At 63.6% G+C, this 22,743-nt stretch carries 18 protein-coding genes; 10 read left to right on the top strand and 8 right to left on the bottom strand.

The features are described 5' to 3' along the window. Nucleotides 1-26: 26 nt before the first annotated feature. The 4 genes from G7016_RS16080 (at nt 27) to G7016_RS16065 (ending at nt 6,479) form a co-directional block, all read left to right on the top strand. Complete coding sequence (locus G7016_RS16080) at nt 27-1,409, top strand: uracil-xanthine permease family protein (RefSeq protein ID WP_181116189.1); 1,383 nt, start codon at nt 27-29, stop codon at nt 1,407-1,409. Nucleotides 1,410-1,577: 168 nt separating this feature from the next. Further along, nucleotides 1,578-4,070 carry a M10 family metallopeptidase C-terminal domain-containing protein gene (locus G7016_RS25385; RefSeq protein ID WP_181116186.1) on the top strand — a complete coding sequence of 831 codons (2,493 nt, stop codon included), beginning with the start codon at nt 1,578-1,580 and terminating at the stop codon, nt 4,068-4,070. Between the two features lie 238 nt (nt 4,071-4,308). Continuing rightward, nucleotides 4,309-5,523, top strand: a complete 1,215-nt coding sequence (locus G7016_RS16070; RefSeq protein WP_181116184.1) for an MFS transporter — start codon at nt 4,309-4,311, stop codon at nt 5,521-5,523. Between the two features lie 53 nt (nt 5,524-5,576). Then, nucleotides 5,577-6,479: a LysR family transcriptional regulator gene (locus G7016_RS16065; RefSeq protein WP_181116181.1), complete on the top strand. Its 903-nt coding sequence runs from the start codon at nt 5,577-5,579 to the stop codon at nt 6,477-6,479. Nucleotides 6,480-6,503: 24 nt separating this feature from the next. On the opposite strand, the gene G7016_RS16060 is transcribed toward G7016_RS16065, so the two are convergent. Beyond that, nucleotides 6,504-6,923, bottom strand: coding sequence for an organic hydroperoxide resistance protein (locus G7016_RS16060; RefSeq protein WP_181116178.1), 420 nt, complete (start codon nt 6,921-6,923; stop codon nt 6,504-6,506). A 273-nt stretch (nt 6,924-7,196) separates the two neighbouring features. Between G7016_RS16060 and G7016_RS16055 the strand changes: the two genes are divergently transcribed. Together G7016_RS16055 and G7016_RS16050 are read left to right on the top strand one after the other, a co-directional pair. Then, nucleotides 7,197-9,215, top strand: coding sequence for a M10 family metallopeptidase C-terminal domain-containing protein (locus tag G7016_RS16055; RefSeq protein WP_181116175.1), 2,019 nt, complete (start codon nt 7,197-7,199; stop codon nt 9,213-9,215). 11 nt (nt 9,216-9,226) lie between these two features. After that, nucleotides 9,227-9,757, top strand: a complete 531-nt coding sequence (locus G7016_RS16050; RefSeq protein ID WP_181116172.1) for a cytochrome b — start codon at nt 9,227-9,229, stop codon at nt 9,755-9,757. A 9-nt stretch (nt 9,758-9,766) separates the two neighbouring features. Here the strand turns inward: G7016_RS16050 and G7016_RS16045 are convergent, their stop codons facing one another. Then, nucleotides 9,767-11,203, bottom strand: a complete 1,437-nt coding sequence (locus G7016_RS16045; protein WP_181116171.1) for an amidase — start codon at nt 11,201-11,203, stop codon at nt 9,767-9,769. A 106-nt stretch (nt 11,204-11,309) separates the two neighbouring features. On the opposite strand from G7016_RS16045, the gene G7016_RS16040 reads away from it, so the two are divergent. Beyond that, complete coding sequence (locus tag G7016_RS16040) at nt 11,310-11,894, top strand: TetR/AcrR family transcriptional regulator (RefSeq protein WP_181116168.1); 585 nt, start codon at nt 11,310-11,312, stop codon at nt 11,892-11,894. Here the strand turns inward: G7016_RS16040 and G7016_RS16035 are convergent. The 5 genes from G7016_RS16035 to G7016_RS16015 all read right to left on the bottom strand — a co-directional run bounded on the left by G7016_RS16035 (nt 11,884) and on the right by G7016_RS16015 (nt 17,669). After that, the gene (locus G7016_RS16035) at nt 11,884-13,218 is read right to left on the bottom strand and encodes an MFS transporter (protein ID WP_181116165.1); all 1,335 of its coding nucleotides are present in this window, start codon (nt 13,216-13,218) and stop codon (nt 11,884-11,886) included. The genes G7016_RS16040 and G7016_RS16035 overlap by 11 nt on opposite strands. 62 nt (nt 13,219-13,280) lie before the next feature. Next, on the bottom strand, nt 13,281-14,735 hold the full coding sequence (locus G7016_RS16030) for an aldehyde dehydrogenase family protein (protein WP_181116162.1): 1,455 nt from the start codon (nt 14,733-14,735) through the stop codon (nt 13,281-13,283). After that, nucleotides 14,732-15,418: a type 1 glutamine amidotransferase domain-containing protein gene (locus G7016_RS16025; protein ID WP_181116159.1), complete on the bottom strand. Its 687-nt coding sequence runs from the start codon at nt 15,416-15,418 to the stop codon at nt 14,732-14,734. Before G7016_RS16025 ends, G7016_RS16030 begins: the two co-directional genes overlap by 4 nt. A 90-nt stretch (nt 15,419-15,508) precedes the next feature. Further along, nucleotides 15,509-16,279: an alpha/beta fold hydrolase gene (locus G7016_RS16020; RefSeq protein ID WP_219854710.1), complete on the bottom strand. Its 771-nt coding sequence runs from the start codon at nt 16,277-16,279 to the stop codon at nt 15,509-15,511. Nucleotides 16,280-16,442: 163 nt separating this feature from the next. After that, nucleotides 16,443-17,669, bottom strand: a complete 1,227-nt coding sequence (locus G7016_RS16015; RefSeq protein ID WP_181116156.1) for an MFS transporter — start codon at nt 17,667-17,669, stop codon at nt 16,443-16,445. A 387-nt stretch (nt 17,670-18,056) separates the two neighbouring features. Here G7016_RS16015 and G7016_RS16010 point away from each other — a divergent pair, with 387 nt between their 5' ends. Further along, complete coding sequence (locus G7016_RS16010) at nt 18,057-18,692, top strand: nucleoside/nucleotide kinase family protein (RefSeq protein ID WP_181116153.1); 636 nt, start codon at nt 18,057-18,059, stop codon at nt 18,690-18,692. 96 nt (nt 18,693-18,788) lie between these two features. Here G7016_RS16010 and G7016_RS16005 read toward each other — a convergent pair whose 3' ends face one another. Then, nucleotides 18,789-19,643, bottom strand: a complete 855-nt coding sequence (locus G7016_RS16005; protein ID WP_181116150.1) for an alpha/beta fold hydrolase — start codon at nt 19,641-19,643, stop codon at nt 18,789-18,791. 473 nt (nt 19,644-20,116) lie between these two features. On the opposite strand from G7016_RS16005, the gene G7016_RS16000 reads away from it, so the two are divergent. Continuing rightward, nucleotides 20,117-20,587: a (2Fe-2S)-binding protein gene (locus tag G7016_RS16000; RefSeq protein ID WP_181116147.1), complete on the top strand. Its 471-nt coding sequence runs from the start codon at nt 20,117-20,119 to the stop codon at nt 20,585-20,587. A gap of 5 nt (nt 20,588-20,592) precedes the next feature. Beyond that, nucleotides 20,593-22,734 carry a xanthine dehydrogenase family protein molybdopterin-binding subunit gene (locus tag G7016_RS15995; protein WP_181116144.1) on the top strand — a complete coding sequence of 714 codons (2,142 nt, stop codon included), beginning with the start codon at nt 20,593-20,595 and terminating at the stop codon, nt 22,732-22,734. The last annotated feature ends 9 nt before the right edge of the window (nt 22,735-22,743 follow it).

Here is a 22,743-nt window from a genome sequence, read left to right as displayed (position 1 = left end):
GCGCCTTTTACTGCCCGGGCCTTCCCATGCAACCTGCCAACACCCCTAACAAGCCAGCCACCCAAAGTGGTGAGCTGATCTATGGCCTTGATGATCGGCCGCGGCCGCTGGCGGCTTTTTTTGCCGCGCTGCAGCACCTGCTGGCGATCATCGTGCCGATCGTTACCCCTGGCTTGCTGATCTGCCAGGCGCTGGGCGTTTCGCCGCGGGACACCAACCTGATCGTTTCGCTGAGCTTGATCGTGTCCGGTATCGCTACCTACGTGCAATGCCGCCGCTTCGGGCCGCTGGGTGCGGGCCTGTTGATCGTGCAGGGCACCAGTTTCAATTTCGTGGGGCCGCTGATTGCCGGCGGTGCGTTGATGGTGAAGCAGGGCACTCCGGTGGAAGGGGTGATGGCAGCCATCTTCGGCGTAGTGATCGCCGGCTCGTTCGTGGAGATCGGCATCTCACGCATCCTGCCCTTCATCAAGAAGCTGATCACCCCGCTGGTGACCGGCATCGTGGTGCTGATGATCGGCCTTACCCTCATCAAGGTGGGCCTGATCAGCATGGGCGGCGGCTTCGGCGCCATGGCCAACGGCACCTTCGCCAATGGCGAAAACCTGCTGCTGTCGGGCGTGGTATTGGCCGTGATCGTGGTGCTCAACCGCATCCCGCTGGTATGGATGCGCAGCGCGGCGATTGTTATCGCGTTGCTGGTGGGCTACGGCCTGGCCGGCTATCTGGGCCGCCTGGACTTCACTGGCATGCACCAGGCCGCGCTGTTCCAGGTGCCTACGCCGCTGCACTTCGGCCTGAGCTTTTCCTGGGGCCTGTTCATCCCGATGCTGGTGATTTACCTGGTCACTTCGCTGGAGGCTATCGGTGACGTGACCGCCACCAGCAAGGTGTCCCGCCAGCCTGTGGAAGGGCCTGTGTGGATGCAGCGCATCAAGGGCGGCGTGCTGGTGAACGGTGTCAATTCGCTGTTGGCCGGTGTGTTCAATACCTTCCCCAGCTCGATCTTCGCCCAGAACAATGGCGTGATTCAGCTCACCGGCATCGCCAGCCGCAGCATTGGCGGGTGGATCGCCTTGATGCTGGTGGTGCTGGGCCTGTTCCCCACCGTGGCCGGGGTAATTCAGGCCGTGCCGGAGCCGGTGCTTGGTGGTGCCGCCATGGTGATGTTCGGCGCCGTAGCGGCGTCGGGCATCAATATCCTGGCGGGCATCGACCTGGACCGTCGCGCACTGTTGATCATCGCCGTGTCCCTCGCGCTGGGCCTGGGCGTGGCACAGGTGCCGGAGTTCCTCGCCCACATGCCAGCGGCGCTGCGCAATGTGTTGGAATCGGGCGTTGCCACCGGTGGTATCTGCGCGCTGGTGCTGAACTGGTTCCTGCCGCAGCAAGCCGCTGCCCGCGAGTAAGGCGTGAGCGGGGGGCTTTTGTGGGAGCCGGTGAAACCGGCGAAGGGGTGTGAAGGCCATCTGTCCGAACAGGCGGCGCGGGGGCAGAGGTCTTCTACCGTATAAGCACCTCGCTCGCTGCGGTGTCACCCCCCTTCATGCCGCGCGCGGTGGCCCGGGAGAGACACCATGGCAACAGTATTCAACGCGAAAGACTACGGCGCCAAGGGCGACGGCTTCACCGACGACACCCAGGCCCTGCAGGCGGCCATCGACGCCGCCGCAGTCGACGGCGGCACGGTGCTGCTGGGGCCTGGCACGTACCGGGTTTCGGCGTCGGCCGCGGCTCAGGAAGGCTGCCTGCTGCTCAAGGCGGGCGTCACCCTGGCGGGAGCCAGCGCTGCGACCACCCAGCTCAAACTGATGGACGGCGAAGACGGCGCGGCCGGCCTCGTGCGTGGCGCGGGAGAGGGTATAGGCATCACGCGCCTGACGCTGGACGGCAACAATGCCTCTACCACCGGCCGCGTGGACGGATACGTGAACGGCGACAGCAGCCACGTGCTGATCGACAGCGTGGAGGTGCGCGAAGCCAGCGGCTATGGCTTCGACCTGCGCAGCCTGGGCAGCCAAGTCGAGGTGCGGGCCTCGAGCGCGTTGAACAACGGCAGCGACGGCTTTATCGCCGACGGCCTGGTGAACAGCCTGTTCGAGGACAACCTCGCCACTCTCAACCTGGGCAATGGCTATACGCTGGCGGGTGAGATTCGCGTGCAGGACAGCGATGCCACCTACAACGCCCTCGACGGGTTCTCCCTTGGGGCGGGTGGCTTGGGCGACAGCGAAAACAGCGCCCTGGAATTGAACGGCGGCCTGGCCCAGTGGAATAGCCAGGTAGGGGTGCGCCTGGAAAACATCGGTGGTTATCGGATCAATGGCTTGGAGGTGACCCTCAACCTGGCTCAGGGGATCTACGCCATGAACACGCACGATGGGGAGATCACGCACAACCGCTTGCTGGGCAACAATATTGGCAGCGCCGGCAGCGAAATTCAGCTGGGGGGCGGTGATTACGTTTCCGCTGCGCGCAGCCATGACAACCTGGTGCAGTGGAACCAGATCAGCGGGCTCAATTCACCGGGCAGCGTAATCGGTATTTCCGAAGACCACCGCAGCTACGCGACCAATACTGTCACAGATAACGTGATCAGCCTGATCGCAACGCCCATCTCGCCCAATGGGCCTCATAGTGTATTCGCGCGCAACCAGGCCTTCGTCGATACCTATGGCGGAGATGGCAAAGATGCGCTGGCCGGCACGGGTGCCCGGGACCGGCTGTTTGGTGGCGACGGCGATGACCATTTGGGTGGCCGCGACAACATGGATGTGCTCGTGGGCGGCGCCGGGCGGGATCGCCTCACCGGTGGCTGGGAGGGCGATGTGTTCCGCTTCGACAGCCTGAGTGACAGCTATCGCACCGCTACTTCGGCCCACTCGGACCTGATCGTCGACTTCACCGGCTTCGAGGACCGCCTCGACCTCACCGCGCTGGGTATCAGCGGCATGGGGGATGGCCATGACGGCACCTTGGCCGCGCTGTACGACAGCGCCAGGAACGTGACCTACTTCAAGAACTACGACGCCGACGAAGACGGGCGGCGCTTCGAGTTCCAGATGCGCGGCGACAAATCCCGCATGAACGACTTCCCCTTCGTTCAGTTCGAGCAAGGCACCGACAGCGCTGATTCGCTCAAGGGCACTGCGGCGGGCGAGTCCTTGTTCGGCGCAAAAGGCGCGGACACCTTGGACGGCAAGGCCGGCGAAGACCGCCTGTTCGGCGATCAGGGCGGCGACCGCCTTACCGGCGGTGATGGCAGTGACACCTTCGTTTACCGGGCCTTGAGCGACAGCCTGCGCGGTGCCGACGGCAGCATCGCCAATCGTGACCTGATTGTCGACTTCGACCTTCAGGGTAATGACAGCATCGATGTGAGCGCGCTGGGCTTCACCGGGTTGGGCAATGGCTACGGCAACACATTGCTGCTGGAGCAGGACATCGGGCGCCGCTCCACCTTGCTCAGGTCCCTGGAAACCGATGCGAACGGCAATGCCTTCGAGATAGAGATCGACCACTACGTGCTGGACGTGCTCGCCGCCACCACCAGCGTGATCTTCGCCAAACCGGCCGGGGAGGGGACCACCAGCAGCTATCCCACGCAGGACCGTACATTGACCGGCAGCACCGCGGACAACACCTTGAACGGCGGCTCCGGCAACGACCGGCTCAGTGGCGGCGCGGGTAACGACCGCCTGGCAGGCGGCGTAGGCGATGACGTGCTCACCGGAGGCAAAGGCGCCGATCAGCTGTCGGGTGGCTCGGGCGAGGACGTGTTCCGCTTCACCAGCATTGCCGACAGCCAGCGCACCGCCAGTGCGTCCAGCGCCGACACGGTGCAGGACTTCACCGCCAGCAAGGACATGCTGGACCTGCGGGCGCTGGGCTTCACCGGGCTGGGCGACGGGCACGGCGACACGCTGAAGGTGACCTACCGCGCCGACACCGATACCACCTACCTGCAAGGCCTGGACCCCGACAACCAAGGCGCGCGGTTCGAGCTCAAGCTGCTTGGCGATCAGGGTGGGTTACTGAATGCGGAGAATGTGATGTTCGCTGTGGTGTAGGCCCCCGCGGCGGGAAGTATGTGGCAGTCCTTTCCATGGCTTACGCCAGGTTCCTGGTAGGAGCTGGCGCCAGCCAGCGAACGAGGCCCATGAGTCCGGTGTAAAGCCTGTTCTGGACTGCCCTGTGACCCACCATTGCGCACCACGCTCAGGTGCGTTGCGCCAGGTTCGTATTCCCACATTCGCCCTGCATCCCTAGGCTTGTGACTCAATATTCACTCAAGCCGGAGAGATGGTGATGCCCGCGAGCAGCCCTCACACACTTGCTTCACCCTCGGTGCATACCAATGCCCCAGCCACCTTGTCCACGGCGTTGGTTGTATTCCTGGCCTTCTGCTGTGGCGCGGTGGTGGCGAACCTTTATTACGCGCAGCCGATCGTTGAGCTGATCGCCCCCAGCATCGGGCTTTCTCCCGAGCATGCCAGCCTGATCGTTTCGCTGACGCAGTTCGGGTATGCCGCCGGCTTGCTGTTCCTGGTGCCGCTGGCCGACCTGATGGAGAACAAACGGCTGGTGATCGGCTTTACCCTGGCGGTCAGCCTGTTTCTGGTGGCGGCGGCCAGCGCGACGGCGCCTTCGGTGTTTCTGGTCGCTTCGTTGATGATCGGCCTCACCTCGGTAGCCGTGCAGATCCTGGTGCCGCTGGCAGCGCACATGGCGCCGGAAAGCAGCCGGGGCCGGATGGTGGGCAACATCATGAGCGGGCTGCTGCTCGGTATCCTGCTGGCACGCCCGATCTCCAGCCTGCTGTCCGAATACCTGGGCTGGAGAGGGGTGTTCTACAGCGCCGCCGTGCTGATGGTGGTCATCGCAGCATTGGTTGCCGCGCTGCTGCCGCAACGCCTGCCGAACCATCACACCAGCTATGCCCGGCTGATTGGCTCGGTGTTCAGCCTGGCCCGGCGCTATGCAGTGCTGCGTGAACGCTCGCTCTACCAGGCGCTGCTGTTTGCCAGCTTCAGCTTCTTCTGGACCATCGTTCCCATCGAGCTGATCCGCCATTACGGCTTCAGCCAGAACGGCGTGGCATTGTTCGCGCTAGTGGGGGCAGTGGGTGCCATCGCCGCGCCCATTGCTGGTCGGCTTGCCGACGCCGGGCACGGTCGCATCAGTACGCTGTTCGCGCTCGTGCTCGCTCCGGCGGCATTGCTGATCGGTGGCGTTCCGGGCCTGGGTTACCTGGGGCTGGTGGCTGCGGCGATCGCGCTGGACTTTGCAGTGCAGCTCAACCTGGTGCTAGGGCAGCGCGAGGTCTACGCCCTGGACGCCAACAGCCGGGCACGCCTCAACGCGGTGTTCATGACCAGCGTGTTCGTGGGCGGTGCACTGGGTTCGCTGCTGGCCAGCCCGATCTACGAGCACTTCGGTTGGGTCACGACTGAGCTGTGCGCGGCGGCGATGCCAGGCCTGGCGCTGCTGATTTTCCTGCTGAAGAAAACCAACAGGCCTTGACACTCGATAGCATCCATTTCAGCCTCGGGGCCCTCAGCAACCGGGGCACACAGATGGATAAGTTTCTCGCCTTGAGCATGTTCGTCGAAACCGTGCGCTGCGGCGGTTACTCCGCAGCCGCACGCAAGCTGGGCGTGGCCACGTCGTCCGTTACCCGCCAGGTGGCAGCGTTGGAATCGGAACTGGGGACCACGCTGCTTACCCGCAGCACACGGCAGAACAAGCCAACGGACCTGGGCCAGGCTTACTTCGAAAAAGTCGTGGCCATCCTCGATGCTCTCGCCGCCGCCGACAGCGTAGTGACGGACCGGGGCAGCGAAGCCAAGGGGAAACTCAGGATCAGCGTACCCGTGGAGTTCGGGCGCCGCGTGATCGCTCCACACCTGGGGCGCTTTTTGGCGGACCACCCGGCGCTGGACGTAAGCCTCAACCTCAGCGATGACCGCGTGGACCTGTTCAAGGACCGCATCGACTTGAGCGTGCGCCTGGGCTCTACCGTCAATAGCGACGACGTGGTCTGCACCCCGATCGGCCATTTCCAGCGCTGGCTCGTGGCAAGCCCCATATACCTCAACGCACACCCCGCGCCAATGGCGCCGAACGACCTGGCCGGGCATGCCTGCCTTCAGTTCGATTATGGCGGGCCCATGAAAGGTTGGGATTTTGAAGTGGAGGGCGAGGCGATACCGGTGGTGGTGCAGGGGCGCATCCATAGCAATAACGCCGACGTGCTACGGCAAGCGGCGATAGCGGGGCAGGGGGTGGCGTTGCTGGCGGATTGGCTGGTAGCCGAGGACGTACAACAAGGCCGGTTGACCCGCTTGCTTGCGCAATACGAGATCAATCCGGCCTCTGTCGATGCATCCATCACCCTGGTGTACCTGCCGATCAACCGTGAGTCGGCGCGCATCAAGGCGTTTGCTCAGTTCATCAAGGGCTTGCTGGCCGCTGCCTAGCCGCTAGCCGGCGGCAGCGCCGGATCACACGCTTACATGCAGGCGAACGTCAACGTTGCCGCGTGTGGCGTTGGAGTAAGGGCACACCTGGTGAGCCGCTTCTACCAGCTCCTGCGCCTCTGCCTTGTCCAGGCCTGGCAGGTTGATTTCCAGGTCGATGTCCAACCCGAAGCCGGCGGGGATCTGGCCAATGCCCACTTTTGCGGTGATCGACGCGTCGGCCGGAATGCTGCGCTTGCGTTGGCCGGCAACGAACTTCAGCGCGCCAATGAAGCAAGCCGAGTAACCGGCGGCGAACAGCTGCTCGGGGTTGGTGGCTTCGCCGCCGGCACCGCCTAGCGCCTTGGGCGTGGCCAGTTTCACGTCGAGGACTTTGTCGCTGGAAACAGCACGGCCATCGCGGCCACCGGTAGCGGTTGCAACTGCGGTATAGAGAACGTTCATGGTGCCTCTCCTTGCTGATAGTCGTAGGGAAAATAGTGAGCGTTGGTAGCGCTAAAGTTTTGTTCGCTAACCAGATGGCTTTAATCTAGCTCGCAATTATTTAGTACGCAAGCATTATTTTCGAGTGCACCTCCATTGGCTGCGGCCGACTGATAGAAGGCACCACCTTTGATTCGTAAATCGGCTATGGCGAGGTTGCAAGGATCTACGCTGAGCTGACGGCGAAGCCACCGAACGACTACAACCAGGCGGTCGCCTCAGGAGGAATACGACATGCGCCATACAGCAGCATCGAACAACAAAGCGCAGGGGACCACCGGCGCGGTTCTGGTAGGTGTGGCAGGGGCGGACAACGCCGCCGGCCTTGCGCTGGACCCCAACGGGGAGATCTGGCTTGCAGGGTATAGCCGGCTGGGCCTGGGCGGGGAAGAGGACTCGGCGTTCACCGGCAGCCTCGTCAAGTTCACCGCCAAAGGTGGCGTGGACACCCGTTTCAGCGAGGACGGTAAAACCCTCTTGCCGGTAGAGCTGGACCTGGAGTCCGGCGGTAACGGCGCGGTGCAGCCGGGCGGCAAGTACCTCCAGGCCCACTACGTTCGCCAGGGCGATGAATACGTTGCCGCCGTAAGCCGCATTCTCCCCGACGGCAGGCTGGATTCAAGCTTTGGGGAGGCGGGCACCGCGACGGTGCCGTTCAACTGGGAGGATTCGCTCGGGAACCAGGCGTCTTTCAGCGCGCAAGGCGATGGCAGTTTCTTCGCCGGGGCGACGTATTCCTCCGGCGAGGTGTACATTGCCCGGTTCGCGTCAAACGGTGTGCTGGATGCGTCTTTCGGGGCGGCAGGCGTGCTGAGCTTGCCCGCCTCGTTGGGCATCCGCAGCCTCAGCCCCATTGATGTGGCGTTGCAAACCGACGGTAAAATCCTGATCTGGGCATCAGCGTTCGATTCCACCGATTCCACCTGGAGCGCGACGCTCACCCGGGTAAATTCCGACGGCACCGCCGACCCCACCTTCGGCAGCGACGGAACACTGGCCCTGGACTACCGCGCCGATGCCATGGCGTTACAGGCTGACGGCAAGATCCTGGTGGCCGGCAGCGAGGACGGCGTGGCGGTGCTCACCCGGGTGAATGCCGATGGCAGTGTGGATAGCCAATTTGGCAACGACGGCAGCGTGGCCTTGCCGTTCGCGGGGGACGGGTTTTCTATCGCGGACATGACCCTGCGGGCCGACGGCAAGGTACTGCTCGCCGGCAACCTGAACACCACGGCCGACGGCAGCGTGCTGGCGTTGGTTCAGCTGAACACCGACGGCAGCCTGGACACGACCTTTGGCAACCCGAATGACGGTTACCAACACTTGGTGGGAAGTACCAGCGCCGACGTGCTGATCGGCACAGCATCTTTCGATGATGTGTTGTCCGGCGGTGGCAGCCGCGACCTGCTCGATGGCCAGCAGGGCCGGGACGTGCTCAGCGGAGGGCTGGACGCTGATGTGTTCCGCTTCCAGGAAATCACTGATAGCTTCCGGACCGCAACTACCGCCCACAGCGACCGTATTACCGACTTTGACCCTACGGTGGATGTGCTCGACTTGTCCGCGCTCGGCTTCACTGGCCTGGGCAACGGCCGGGACGGCACCTTGACCCTGCGGGTAAACGAGGCAGGCACCCATTCCTACTTGAAAAGCCTGGATGCCGACGCCGATGGGCAACGCTTCGAGGTAGTGTTGAACGGGGACCTGAGCGGCGCACTGACCGAGCGCAATATCCTCTTCAGCAAGGCGTTGCGCGAAGGCACCGACGCAGCGGACCACCTTACCGGTAGCGCGCGGGCCGAGATCATCGAAGGCCTTGGCGGTGCAGACAGACTGCTCGGCGGCTTCGGGGATGATGTGCTGGCCGGTGGAGCTGGCCGCGATTGGCTTGGAGGCGACAGCGGCAAGGACGTGTTTCACTTCGTGTCGCTGACCGACAGCTACCGTACGGGCACGCAAAGCCATGCCGACCGGATCGTCGACTATGCGGCCTACGACGACGCGATCGACGTCTCCGCGCTAGGCTTCACCCGCCTGGGCGATGGCCACAACGGTACGCTGGCGGTGGTTACCAACGAGGCCAAAACCCTGACCTACTTGAAGAGCTACGATGCAGATGCCAACGGGTCACGGTTCGAAGTGGCGGTGCTTGGCGATCACTCGGGGTACGGCAGCTTGAATATCACCTTCGCCGGGCTCGTTGAAGACGAAGCGATCCAGCTGATCGGCGCAGCGGCGCCGGTGGCGGCTTAGCCCTGCAACCAATGGAGCGTTACACCGGCCTGGCCCAGGCGCTGCACTGGCTGACGGCTGCAGCGCTTTGCCTGCTGCTGCCGTTTGTATGGGTAGCGGAGAATTTTCCTCCGGGGCCGGTGCGGGTGTTCTGGTACATGGCCCATGAGTCCATGGGCATCAGTGTGTTTCTGATGGTGGTGCTGCGGCTGACCTGGCGCTGGCGCCATCGACCCCCAGCCATGCCAGCTGGCATCGGCCGCGTAATCTCACGGGTCGCCTGGCTCAATCACGCCCTGCTGTACGCTGTGCTGCTGGTGATGCCGGTTACCGGCTATCTCATGGCCGGCAATGGGCAGGGCGTGCCGTTCTTTGGTGCGATCACGCTGCCCGGTTTCGCCCGCAACGACGGGCTGGGGCTGATTGCCGACAAGGTTCACGTGTGGTGCCAGTTCGCGGTGTATGGATTGATCGCGCTGCACGTGCTTGCCACGGTCTGGCATGTGGCGGTACGCCGCGACGGTATGCTCGAGCGCATGCTGCCGCCTCAGCGCCGCCTGTGAAACGGCTGATCAGGCGTGCCCGGCCCACACCGCAGGCCGTCGGGATTGCCAGGGCAAGGCGCGCTCCAGTTGCCCCGCGAGCGTCAGCAGCAGGTCCTCGCGCCCGTATCCCGCGCCGAACTGCAGCCCGATAGGCAGCCCTGTCGAGGCACTTTGTGCCAACGGCATCGACATGGCCGGGCAACCGCTCACGTTGAATACCGCGGTGAACGGTGAGTGGCTGAAAACACGGCGCATCCAGCCACGCCCGTCGAGCTTTTCCTGGCCGCTGTTGTATTGACCCAGCGGTGCCGCAACGTCTGGCAGCGTGGGCGTAAGGAGTACGTCGTAGTCACTGAATAACTGGCCCATGTGCCGGGTAACCAGGTTGCGCTCGTGCATGGCGCCCAGCAGTTCGACGGCGGTCAACTCTCGGCCCAGTTGGTAGAGGGCCAGCGTAGCGGGTTCCAGGGTGCTGCCATCGATGGGGCGAGCAGTCGCCCCGGCGATCGCGTCGATCCACGCGGCGGTGTTGCTGGACCAGAAGCGGGCATTGAGCTCCACGAACGCCTCCCAGCTCACGCCGATGTTGGCGGCCACCGGCGTGACGCGGTGGCCCAAGGCTTCGAGCGCATGGCATACCTGATCCAGGGCAGCGCCCACCTCGGGTGCGATCGCCTGGCCGCTCAGGGGCCGATCCTGCACAGCGATCCGCAGCGGCCGGGACGCGTTGTCGAGCAGAGATGCGTAGGCCCGGGCTGGCAGGGCGATATGGAACGGGTCCCCCATGGCCGGCCCGTGAAGGCAATCGAGCAAAGCGGCGGTGTCCCGTACCGAACGGCTGAGCACGCCATGCACGGCCAGCCCCGCCCATACCTCGTCCACCGCAGGCCCCATGGGCAGGCGCCCCCGGCTGGGCTTGAGGCCAAACAACCCGCAGGCGGCTGCGGGCACGCGGATCGAACCGCCGCCGTCGGTGGCATGGGCAATCGGCACCAGCCCCGCCGCCACAGCCGCGGCCGACCCGCCGCTGGAGCCGCCAGCGCTGCGGTTCAGGTCCCAGGGGTTGCGCGTGGGGCCATCCAGGCGGTTTTCAGTGGTGGTGCTCGCCGCCAGCTCCGGGGTAGTAGTTCGCCCCAATGGCACCAAGCCCGCCCGGCGAAAGCGCGCCATCAGCTCCGAATCCTCAGCGGCGACACAGCCGTGTGCCAGCCGGCTGCCCAATTCGTTTGGCCGGTTGCGTACGGTCAACCCCAGATCCTTCACCAGCAGGGGGACACCTTGGAACGCACCGGATATCGACACGGCTTCGTCATCCCAGGTTTCAATCACGGCGTTGATGGAAGGGTTGATGGCGCCAATGGCGGCCAGCGCAGCGTGTCGGACTTCCTCCATGGTGACCTGCCGATCGGTGATTAGCTGTGCCAAACCTACGGCATCGTGTTCGGCGTATTCGTGCGGGTTCATAAGTGCTCCGGTGTGATACTGGTGGGTATCGAGAGATACTTGTTAGTATCATGCGATACTGGGTAGTATCTGTGTCAAGCACAAAAGGTCGCCGAGACAGTCCCTCATGAATCAAATCGCTCGCCCCGCCCGCGTCGCCCAATTGCCGCCCCGGGAACGTATCGTGGATGCCGCCCATGCCCTGTTCATGGAGCAGGGGATCGCCCGAGTGACTGTGGACGCCATCGCCGCCGAAGCTGGCTCGACCAAGATGACCCTTTACCGGCATTTTCAGACCAAGGATGTGCTGGTCGTGGAGTGGCTGCGGTTGCTCACCGAGCATTACAGCGCGGTACTGGACGAGCTTGCCGCGCGATGGCCCGAGCAGCCCGTTGAGCAACTGCTAGGGTTTGCACAATTCATTGCTGCGGACCTCGCGGCGGCGGGTTACCGGGGTTGTCCCTTCACCAATAGCCTCGCCGAGCTCGCAGACCCGCAGCATCCCGCACGCCTGCTGATCGAAGCCCACAAGCAGCGCCAGTTCGAGCGGTTGGTGGGGCTGTGTGAGCAAGCGAAACTGCCCGGGCCTGAGGCTGTGGCCCGGGAGCTGACGTTCTTGCTGGAAGGGGCGCAAGTGGTGGCGCAGAACAAGGGGATAGCCGACGTAGGGGAGCACCTGCTGGACATGGTGCGGGCGCGAATCAGCCGCTGATGGTCAAAGCGGGCGCGCCAGGTTGCGCGGTGTGCAGTTTGCCGTTCAGCACGCCCCGGCGCACCTTGAGGTGGTGAGGCTTGAGAAACGGCGTCACTACCAGCATCAGCGCACTTACGCCTGCCATCAGCCATTGAGACACTTCGAAGCCCCCCGTTACGTCCCGCAGGTACCCCATCAACAGCGGACCAGCCGCGGCAACAACGTAGCTGATCAGCAGGATGAAGGCGTTCCAGGCGTTGGCTTCTTCGGCATTTTTAGCGTTGTCCAGCGGCAGCGTCATGCCCAGGGTGAACGCGCCGCCTGCACCAAACGCCACGATGGGTATTGCCAGAAACGGCATGGCATTGGGGGCGATAGCGATAGCCAGGGTGCCAATCAGAGAGATACCCGAGCTGATCGCCAGGGCGATGCGGCGGTCTTCCTTGCGGCTGAGCAGGCCGAAAGCCGGGTTGGCGATCATGAACGCCAAGGTAAAGCTGGCCAATATCAGCCCGGCCATGTTCGGTGTTCTGCCGTATTCCACATACATCGGCGCCACCCAGGAGATGTAGGCATAAAACACGATATTGTTGCTGGCGAAGAACAACGCGATCAGCCAGGCGGTAGGGTTGCGCAGCGGCATTGAATAGCGCGGGCGCTGCTGGCCATCTTGCCTTGGCGAAAGCCCACGGCGCTCCACGAAACACCAGGCGGCGATCGCACCGATTGCCGGTAACGCCCATAGGCTCGCGCCGAGCTTCCAGCCCCCGGTGGCGACGGCGACCGGGCCGGTGATGGCGGCCGCCGCGGTGCTTCCCAGCGCCAGGGCGGTGGCGTAAATGCTCATGAGCACAGCGGCCTGTCGCGGGTAACTGGCTTTGACGAAGCCGGCCAGCAGCGCGCCGGCAACCGCGATGCCCGCGCCAATACCCACGGTTGTCAGAAAGAGTGTGGCGATTGTGCCGGCAAAGGCGCGCAAGGCTGTGGCGGCAAGCAGCACCGCCAAGGCGGCCAGGATCACCCGATCGCGCCCGAAGCGCCGTGCCAGCCAAGGCGCCGGCAGGGCCATCACCCCCATCAACAGCGTAGGGATGGCGGTGAGCAGGGAGGCTTGAGTATGGGAAAGGCCAAACGCCTGGATCATCGACGGCAACAGCGGCCCGATCGAGACGATCGCGGGGCGCAATGTGACGGCGACAAGGGTGATACACAGGATAGCGACGAGCAGCGAGGGCGCTTCTGCTGGCAGGCGCGCCGGCGCGCAGAGGGTCAACTGCGGGGCGGCTTCTTTTGCGGTAACGGGCACGGGCTCGGCGAGCGGTAGTTGGGCGGTAGCCAGCATGATTCGGTCTCCAGGCAGGGCAAGGTAGCGAACGGCCCCCGCGAGAGGGGCCGTGCACAGGCTCACTTCTTGATCAGCACGGTTTTGGGGTTGGTGAACAACAGGCGCCCTTCGTGCCCGCCCTCGGTTCCCACGCCGGATTGCTTATGGCCGCCGAAAGGAACGTCCACGCCTTGGGTATGTATTTCGTTTACCCACACCATGCCGGTTTCCAACCGATTGGCGACGGCCACTGCAGCCCTGGTATCGCGGCCCCACACCGAACCGCCAAGCCCGTACGGGCTGTTGTTGGCGCGCTCCACCACATCATTGACGTGGTCATATACGATGATCGGAACAATCGGGCCGAACTGCTCTTCCTGCACAATCCGGGATTGTTCCGGCGGGTTGTCCACCACAGTGACAGGGATGAAGTAACCCGCCCGGCTTTCATCGATTTCGCCGCCCAGCACGATCTTCTGGCCGTTGGCCTTGATGTCGTCCAGGAACTCGCGAACCTTGTCGAACTGCATCTTGTTCTGCACGGGGCCTACAGTGACCTGCGGGTCCAGGCCATCGCCCATTTTCTGCTGCCGCGCATAGTCCACGAATGCAGCGACAAATTCCTGGTGGTACGAGCGGTGGATATACAGCCGCTTGATGCCGACACACCATTGGCCGGAGTTACCGATCGCGCCCCAGAACAGCTGGGGGATGGCGGCCTTCCAGTCGGCGTCGGGGAGCACGATGGCTGCGTCGTTGCCGCCCATTTCCAGCGTAAGGCGCTTGACCGTGCCCGCCGCCGAACGGATCACGTGCTTGCCGGTTTCGGTAGAGCCGGTGAAGCTGATCTTTGCGATGTCCGGGTGTGCGGTCATTTGCGGGCCGAGCTCATTGCCGCCAGACACCACGGACAGCACGCCGGCAGGCAGCACCGATTGAGCGATCTGGCCGAAACGCAAGGTGGTCAGCGGGGTGAACGGTGAGGGCCTAATGACCATGGTATTGCCGGTCAGCAACGCCGGCGCCACTTTCCACAGCGCCAGCAGCACAGGGAAATTCCACGGTGTGATCGCGCCGACCACGCCCAATGGGGTGTGGTGCAACTCCACGATATGGCTGTCGTTCTCTTCAACGATCTCTACCGGAATGCGCCGCGCCGCGATCTGGCGAATCCAGGAAATCGACTGGTCAACCTCAGGCTCGGCCATGGTTTTCAGGGGCTTGCCTTGCTCCAGCGTGAGCAGCACGGCGAGCTCGTCCCGATGTGCTTCCAGCGCATCGGCGTAGGCCACCAGATAGGCTTCGCGCTCGTCATAGCTCAGCGCCGACCAGGACTTGAACGCTAACTTGGCCGCGGCTACCGCGTCGTCGAGTTGCTGTGGCGTGCCGGCGGGGGCCTTGGCCAGCACCTGGCCGGTGGCCGGGTTCATGACGTCGAACGAATCCTCGGCCTGGACCAGCTTGCCGGCGATGCTGAGGTAGTACGGGCCGTCGAACAGGCTTGTGAATGCTGCGCTGCGGGATACGTTAGTCATTTGCTTGCTCCCAGTTGGTTGATCAGCACGTTCGCAGCTTCGCTGGAGGAGCCTGGGTTCTGGCCAGTGATCAGCAGGCCGTCACTGACCACATAAGAAGCCCAGTCCGCACCCTTGGAGTACACACCGCCGTTGGCCTTGAGCACGTCCTCTACCAGGAAGGGCACCACGTTGGTGAGGCCTACCGCCTCTTCCTCGGTGTTGGTGAAGCCGGTGACTTTTTTGCCCTGCACCAGCGGCGTGCCATCGGGGTTTTTCACATGGCGAAGCACACCAGGCGCATGGCACACCAAAGCCGTAGGTTTGCCGGCCGCCTGGAACGCCTCGATCAGCTGGATGGAAGTACGGCTTTCAGCCAGGTCCCACAGCGGGCCGTGGCCACCGGGATAGAACACGGCGTCGAAGTCGGCTACCGAAACGCTGTCCAGGCGCACGGTGCTGGCGAGCAATGCGGTGGCGGTGGCATCGGCTTCAAAGCGGCGGGTCAGGTCTGTCTGGAAGGATGGCTCGTTGCTCTTCGGGTCAAGCGGCGGTTGGCCGCCCTTGGGCGAGGCCAGGACAATGTCCGCCTTGGCGTCGAGGAACGCGTAGTAGGGCGCTGCCAGTTCTTCGAGCCAGAACCCGGTTTTGCGGCCGGTGTTGCCGAGGGTGTCATGCGAGGTCAGAACCATGAGGATTTTCATTTTGCGTTTCCTGTAGTGAGTGATGTGCAGTAGGAGAAGTGTTTCAGGGTTTGAATAGACCGGTCGTCTATAGATCGGCCAAATAAAAAGTCATTTGGCGGCCTTGATGATCAGGTCTGCGACTTGCTGGGGATACGACAGCATCGCGACGTGGCTGGAGGGCACTTCCACGGACACGGCGTTCATGCGTTTGGCCTGGTCGGCTTGCTGTTGGGGGGAAATGATCGCGTCCTTGGTGGCGATCACGGCGTAGGAGGGCACATTGTGCCAGGCCACATGCTGCACCGGTTCGCCCAGCGCGTGGCTGTTCAGCGCGCCTTGGCCAGCAGCGACGAGGGCTTGTTCCGAGGGCGACAGGTCGGGAGCGAAGAATTTGGCCACGCCTTCATCACTGACTTTCACGTAGCCGGCCTGGTCCTTCACGAACGAAGCCTGTCCGGGGCTGTGCGGGTAGCCTTTGGTAGTGTCCAGCGCAGATTGGCCGTCAGCGGGTGCGAAGGCGGCGACATACACGAGGGAGTGAACCTTCTCGTTCGCACCGGCATCGGTGATCACAGCGCCGCCCCAGGAATGGCCAACCAGCACCACGGGGCCCTCGGCGTCTGCGATAGCGCGGTTGGTGTAGGCCACATCGCCTGCCAGCGAGTCCAGCGGGTTCTGCACCGCGATCACCTTCAGCCCGGCTTGCTGCAGCAAAGGGATGACTTTGTTCCAGGACGAGCCGTCGGCGAATGCCCCGTGTACCAGCACCACGGTTTTGGCGGGTGTGCTTGCCGATGTTGCTTGTGCGGAGGCGACGCCCATGTGGGCCATGAAGGCCAGTGAAGAGATGAAGGCAGCCAGCCTGGTCGGGGTTTTCATCGCGGTTTCCTTTCTGCTGTGAGGTGGTGTGTGGGTTACATTAGTCCTGATTAGACCGGTCGTCTAGAGATTTTTTAAATCTTTTTCGAGGGCTGCTCCACCTCGCCGGTTGAAGACCGTGTGAGAGCTGGCGGAGGAGGCCTTCGCCCCTCCGCTTTGAGCATTACTGGGCCTGAGCCGCCAAGCTATTGCTGACGTTACGCCCTAGCACCAATACCAACACAAAACCGCAGCCCACCAAGGCGGTAGCCAGGCTCATCAGCACCGAGCTGCCGAGCTGGTCGACAATCTGCCCGCCAAAGAACGAACCTACAGCAATGATCACCTGGAACAGGGCCACGAACAGTGGCATCCCACGTTCCACATCCTTGGGCGCTACCACGAACATCCAGATACTGGCGCAGGCCGGGAAGGCGCCGAAGGCAAAGCCCCACAGCGCGATTAACATGGCAGCGCCGGTAAGGCCGGTGGCGAAGTAGGGGAACAGGGCGGTACTGGTGGCGATCATCAGGGCAACCAGCAACAGGGTGTAACGCACGCTGCGGTTTGCGGCGAAGCCTGCGAACACATTACCGGCAACCCCGGCGATGCCGTAGAGCAACAACAGCGAGCCGATAGTAGGCCCGTCGAACCCACCGCTTTGTTTGAAGAAGGGGGCCACATAGGTGTACGCGGCGAAGTGCGCCAGGCCAATCAGCAATACGGCGATCAGCCCAACCCGCGCTTGCGGATTGATGAACAAGGCTGGCAGGTCACTGATGCGAATGGCCTTGTCGGGGTTGAGCCGCGGCAACAGCAGGATTTGCGCCAGCAACACCGGCACACCCACCAGCGCAGTAACCAGGAAGGTCATGCGCCATCCCATCAGGCCGCTTAGCCAGGTGCCCACAGGCACGCCCAGCACGGTCGCCAGAGTCACCCCGGCCATGATGAATGAGGTGGCCTGGGCCACACCCACGCCTTTGGGGGCCAGGCGGCCGCTGAGCGCAATGGCCGTGGACCAGAAGCCGCCGATACTCACACCCAGCAGCACACGACCGAACAGCAGCAGGCTGAAGTCGCTGGCGTAGGCGACCACCGAGTTGGCGATCACCATCAACAGCGTAAGGCCGATCAGCAGATAACGCCGGTCCATCGCGCCAATGCCCACGGACAGCAAGGGCGCCGCGAGGGCGGCGGCTATGCCGGGCAGGGTAACCATCAAGCCGGCGTGGCCGGCGCTGATGCCCAGGTCGCTGGCCACATCGTTGAGTACGCCTACGGGCAGAAACTCGCTGGTCACCAGGGCGAAGGCGCCCACGGCGACCGAGAGGATCGCAAGCCACTGCTGTTTGACGCTCTGTTGGCTATGTTCGGGTAGGCCGCGAGGGGCCTGACTGGAGGTTGGCATGGTGCGGTTCCGGTAAAGAATGTCGCCCGAGGGCGAGCGGGGAGCGGGGGAGAAAAGGGTAGGGGATTATAGAGGGCACTCAGGCAAGGCCAGAGGCGGGCCGCTCGATAGTAATCATCAGCGCAGTCGATGCGAGGCGCTGGATAGAGCGGCTGTATTCGCCCGCTTTGGAGGCGCGCCTGCTGAGGCGGGCCGTCAGCCAAGCCTGCCGGCCAAGCTTATCAGCATGTTTTCCGAACCGTTGGTGACCAGGCCAATCCGAGTATCAGGGTACAACGCGTGAATCCATCAATGGTGTCGGAACGGTAGAACCGCGGCGAATGCAGGCGCCCTCGGCTAGCGAATCAAAGCGCATCGAGCCATTCGGCACAGAGAAGGACCTTACCTATGACAGTGCTATTGAACCTGCAGTTACCATCCCATGCCCTCGAACGGGCGCAAGCCTTGATGCATAGCGGAAGGCGTGCGCTGCTAGGCATCGCCGGCACGCCTGGCTCGGGCAAGTCCACGGTAGCTCACCTGCTGGCCGCCGCGTTGGGACCGAGGGCCGTAGTGGTACCTATGGACGGGTTTCATTTGGCTAATCAGGAGCTGGTACGGATCGGACGGCAAACGCGCAAAGGCGCGCCCGATACCTTCGACGTGGACGGCTACCGGGCCGCTCTGCTGAGGCTCAGGGCCTGTGAGGATGACATCGTCTACCTGCCGAAGTTTGCCCGGGAGATAGAAGAACCCATCGCCAACGCCATCCCCGTAAGCTGCGAGGTCCAATTAGTGATCACCGAAGGCAACTACCTGTTGCTGCCTGAAGGGCCCTGGGCGCGGATCGCCGAGCTCTTCGACGACCAATGGTATGTTGAGGTGAACAGCGCCACGCGAATGGCGCGCCTGGTAGAGCGCCATCAGCGCTACGGGCGTACCCGTTCCCAGGCACAGGCATGGGCTGAAACAGTGGACGAACCTAACGCCTGTTTAATAGAGCGCTACAAGGACCGGGCGGACTTTGTACTGCCTTGGGACTGATGCCACACGCCTATAAAGCCCAGCCCTGGCGACAGCGAGATGCTGGGGTGGGGGTGTCAAAGCCTCGGTGGCGCCTCCTTTGCCATCGTTCAGGAATCAACCGCGCCAGCCGTCGAGGAATTTCAGCAACAGCCCGTTGACCACTTCCGGTTGTTCTTCCTGTGGAAGGTGGCCGCTCTCGGCAATAGGGTGCGCCTCAAGGTTGTCGGCCATTTCCGCCCATACCTTGGCCATGTCGAACAGCTTGCCCACGGCATGGAAGTCCGCGCCCCACAGCGCCATGACCGGGCAGGCGATCTTCACGTCGGCGTCTTCCTGGTCCTGGGCGACGTCCACCGCATTGGCCCGATAGTCAGCCATGGCGCCACGTACCGCGCCGGGTGCCTTGTACGCCCGCACATAAGTGTCGAAGGCTTCGCCGGAGATGGTCGTGGGATCGAAGCACCAGTCCGAGAAGAAATAGCGCAGCCATACTTCTTCCTTGCCAGCAATCAGGGCCTCTGGCAGGTCGGGGACCAGGTGGAACAGGAAGAACCAGTACGCCTTGGCCACTTCGGCGTTGAGGTCTCGGGAGACGATCCGGGTGGGCACGTTGTCCATCACCACCAAGCGGTCCACCAGCTGCGGATAGTCCTTGGCGAAGCGCGTGGCGACCCGGGCGCCCCGGTCATGGCCGATCAGCGCGATTTTAGATACGCCCAGCTCGCCGAGCAGGTCGTGCAGGTCCTTGGCCATGTTGCGCTTGTCATACCCGCCTGCGGGTTTGTCGGTTTCGCCGTAGCCACGAAGGTCGGGGGCGATCACTCGGTAATGTTTGGACAGCGCCGGGATCTGGTAGCGCCACGCATAGTTGGTTTCCGGAAAGCCATGAAGCAATACCACTGGCGGGCCGTCGCCTTCTTCGATGACGAACTGGCGGATGCCATTGGCCGATACCGTGTACTTTTTCATTGCGCGCCTCGCTGTTTTTCAGAACATGTGGCCACGGGCATCAACAAAGGTGCCGCGTGAAGAATGAGATCAGGATGGCAGTGGAACATCGAGAAAACAGTGGTGCCCAGCGAGCCTATCTGCGGCCTCGTATGGATTCACGTCCCAGGGCGTTTGCACTGTAGGGCGCGCCCGAACGGTCCGGATAGACACTCTGTGCTATAGCCTGCCGTGAGCAAAATCGTTCCTGAAGGCGGCTACCTGTCCCCGGTAAAGGCCGACCCCGCATCGCCCCAGCGGGCACGAATGAAGCGGCTGACTGCTGCCACCTCCCGATCAGCCCCCCGGCTGCTCCTCGATCCGAAGCCTGCCGCGCTCGAATAAAAGCAATCGGCTTCCATCCTCAGCACAAACACGCTAAGGGCGACGACAGGGCTGCACGTACAGTGGCGTATGCAACAGCCCAGAGTCCGACCTTTGCAGGAGTGAGCCAGTTGGTCCAGTTGATGATCAATGGAAGCACGCGTGAGTTCGACGTCATTCCCGATGTACCGCTGCTGTGGGTGCTGCGAGACGTGGCTCAGCTGACGGGCACCAAGTTCGGCTGTGGCATGGCACTCTGCGGGGCCTGCACGGTGCAGGTGGACGGCCACGCCAAGCGCGCCTGCGTGCTGCCGGTAGGTTCGCTGGAAGGCAAGCACATCGTCACCATCGAAGGCATTGGCGCCACTGCGACAGGCCAGGCGGTGCAGGCCGCCTGGCTGGCCGTCGAGGTAGTGCAGTGCGGGTACTGCCAGCCAGGCCAGATCGTCGCGGCCGCCACGCTGCTGGCCAGCACCGCCCAACCCACCGATGCAGACATCGACAATGCCATGAGCGGCAACATTTGTCGCTGCGGTACCTACCCTCGCATTCGTGAAGCCATCAAGCACGCGGCCCGGCTGCAGGCGTCGAAGCAGGCATGAGCATCATGAACCTTCCCGAAGTGAACCTCAGCCGCCGCGGCTTGCTCAAGGCAGGTGTCGCGCTCGGCGGCGGGCTGATGGTGGGGTTTGGCTTCATGCCTTCGGGCGTGGTGGCGGCGGAGTCGTCGCCGTTTCAGCCCAGCGCCTTCGTGAGCATCGATCACGACGGCCGTATCACGCTGACCATGGCGAAGATCGAGATGGGCCAGGGCACCTATACGTCTCTGCCGATGCTGATCGCGGAGGAGCTTGAAGTCGACCTTGACCAGGTACAACTGCGCCACGCGCCGCCTGATGCCCGCTTGTACGGAGGGGCGCGCATGGATCAGTTCACCGGAGGATCGCTGACGATCAGGACACTCTGGCAGCCCATGCGGGAGATCGGGGCCGCCGCGCGCATGATCCTGATCGACGCCGCTGCCCAGCGCTGGGGTGTTACCGCCGGCGAATGCCAGGCCCGCCGGGGCGAGGTCATCCATCCCGCCAGCGGGCGGCGATTGCGCTATGGCCAATTGGCGGACGCTGCCGCGCGCTTGCCGCTGCCGACCGCGATCACCCTCAAGCCCGCCAGTGAGTTTCGCCTGATCGGGCGGCCAGAAAAGCGCCTGGATACCCCCGGCAAGGTCGACGGCAGCGCGCTGTTCGGGATCGACACCGTGCTGCCCGGGATGCTCTTCGCCATGGTCCGCGCCTGCCCTGAACTGGGCGGCACCGTGGCCGCCGTGGACGAACAGCGCGCGCTCCGGCTTCCAGGCGTGCGCGCGGTGATCAAGATCGTCAACGCTGTGGCGGTAGTGGCAGACAACACCTGGTATGCCGGCCAAGGGCTGGCGGCGCTGGACATCACCTGGGCGCCCGGGCCAAACGCCGGGCTGACAACAGCCGACCTGCTGGGCACCATGCAGGCCGCGCTGAACCGGCCGGGGGTGCTGGCGCGTAACGACGGCGACGCCCTGAAGGTGATTGCCGCAGACCCCCAGCGCGTGGAAACGGCCTACTACAACCCCATGCTCGCCCATGCCCCCATGGAGCCGATCAATTGCACCGTGCACATAGAAGCCACGCAGGCGCGCATCTGGGTGGGCACCCAGGTTCCGGCACGGGCCCGGGACGCCGCCGCGCGAATCCTGGGCCTGCCTGTGGAGCAGGTCAGCCTCCAGGGGTATCTATTGGGCGGTGCTTTCGGTCGGCGGCTGGAGACGGACTACGTCGAGCAGGCCGTGATGATCGGTCGCCAGGTAAACGCGCCGCTGAAGATCACCTGGAGCCGCGAGGAGGACATCAGCCAAGGGATATTTCGTGGGCTGTATGCCCACTCGGTGCAAGCCTCCCTGGGCCCGGACGGCTTTCCGGTCGCGATGTCTCACAAGATCGCCGGGCCGTCCAACCTGGCGCGTTGGGCGCCGGGAGCGCTTAAGGATGGCCTGGACGGGAACTCCGCCGAAGGTTCTACGCAGTTTTCCTATGATATTCCCCACTACCGCTCCGAATTCATCAAGGAAGACGGCCCCGTGGTCACCGGCTTCTGGCGCGGCGTAGGGGCTACCCGCAACCTGCTGGTGCTGGAGAGCTTTATCGATGAGCTTGCCGCCCGCGTCGGCCAGGACCCTCTGGCCTACCGATTGGCGATGCTGGGAAAAAACGCCAGGGCTCATGAAGTGCTCAGGCGTGTTGGCGAGTTGGCCGGCTGGGCCAAGCCCTTGCCGGCGGGCAGTGGCCGTGGCATCGCCTTGCTCAATGCCTGGGATACCTACATGGCCCAGGTGGTTGAGCTCACGGTTTTACCTGGCGGCACCATCAACGTGCAGCGTGTGATCTGCGTGGTGGACTGCGGTGTGGTGGTAAACCCCGACACCGTTGTGGCGCAGATGCAAGGCGGCATCAATTTCGGACTGAGCGCGGCGTTGTTCGGGAACATCACGCTGAAGAACGGCCAGGTCCAGCAAAGCAACTTTCACGATTACCCGGTGCTGAGGATGAATCAGGCGCCGCAGATCATTGTGGACATCGTTGCCAGCACTGCGGCGCCGGGCGGGGTGGGTGAAGCCGGTACGGCGGGGGTCGGCGGCGCCTTCGTCAACGCTGTGCACGCCGCCACCGGCAGGCGCTTCTATACGTTGCCCATACGCCTTGCGGCAAAGGTATGAGCCGTTGAC

It is taken from the genome of Pseudomonas japonica (assembly GCF_013522925.1).
Taxonomy (GTDB): Bacteria; Pseudomonadota; Gammaproteobacteria; order Pseudomonadales; family Pseudomonadaceae; genus Aquipseudomonas; species Aquipseudomonas japonica_A.
Note: the sequence above shows the minus strand (reverse complement) of the source record. Positions and strands in the feature narration are given on the sequence as shown.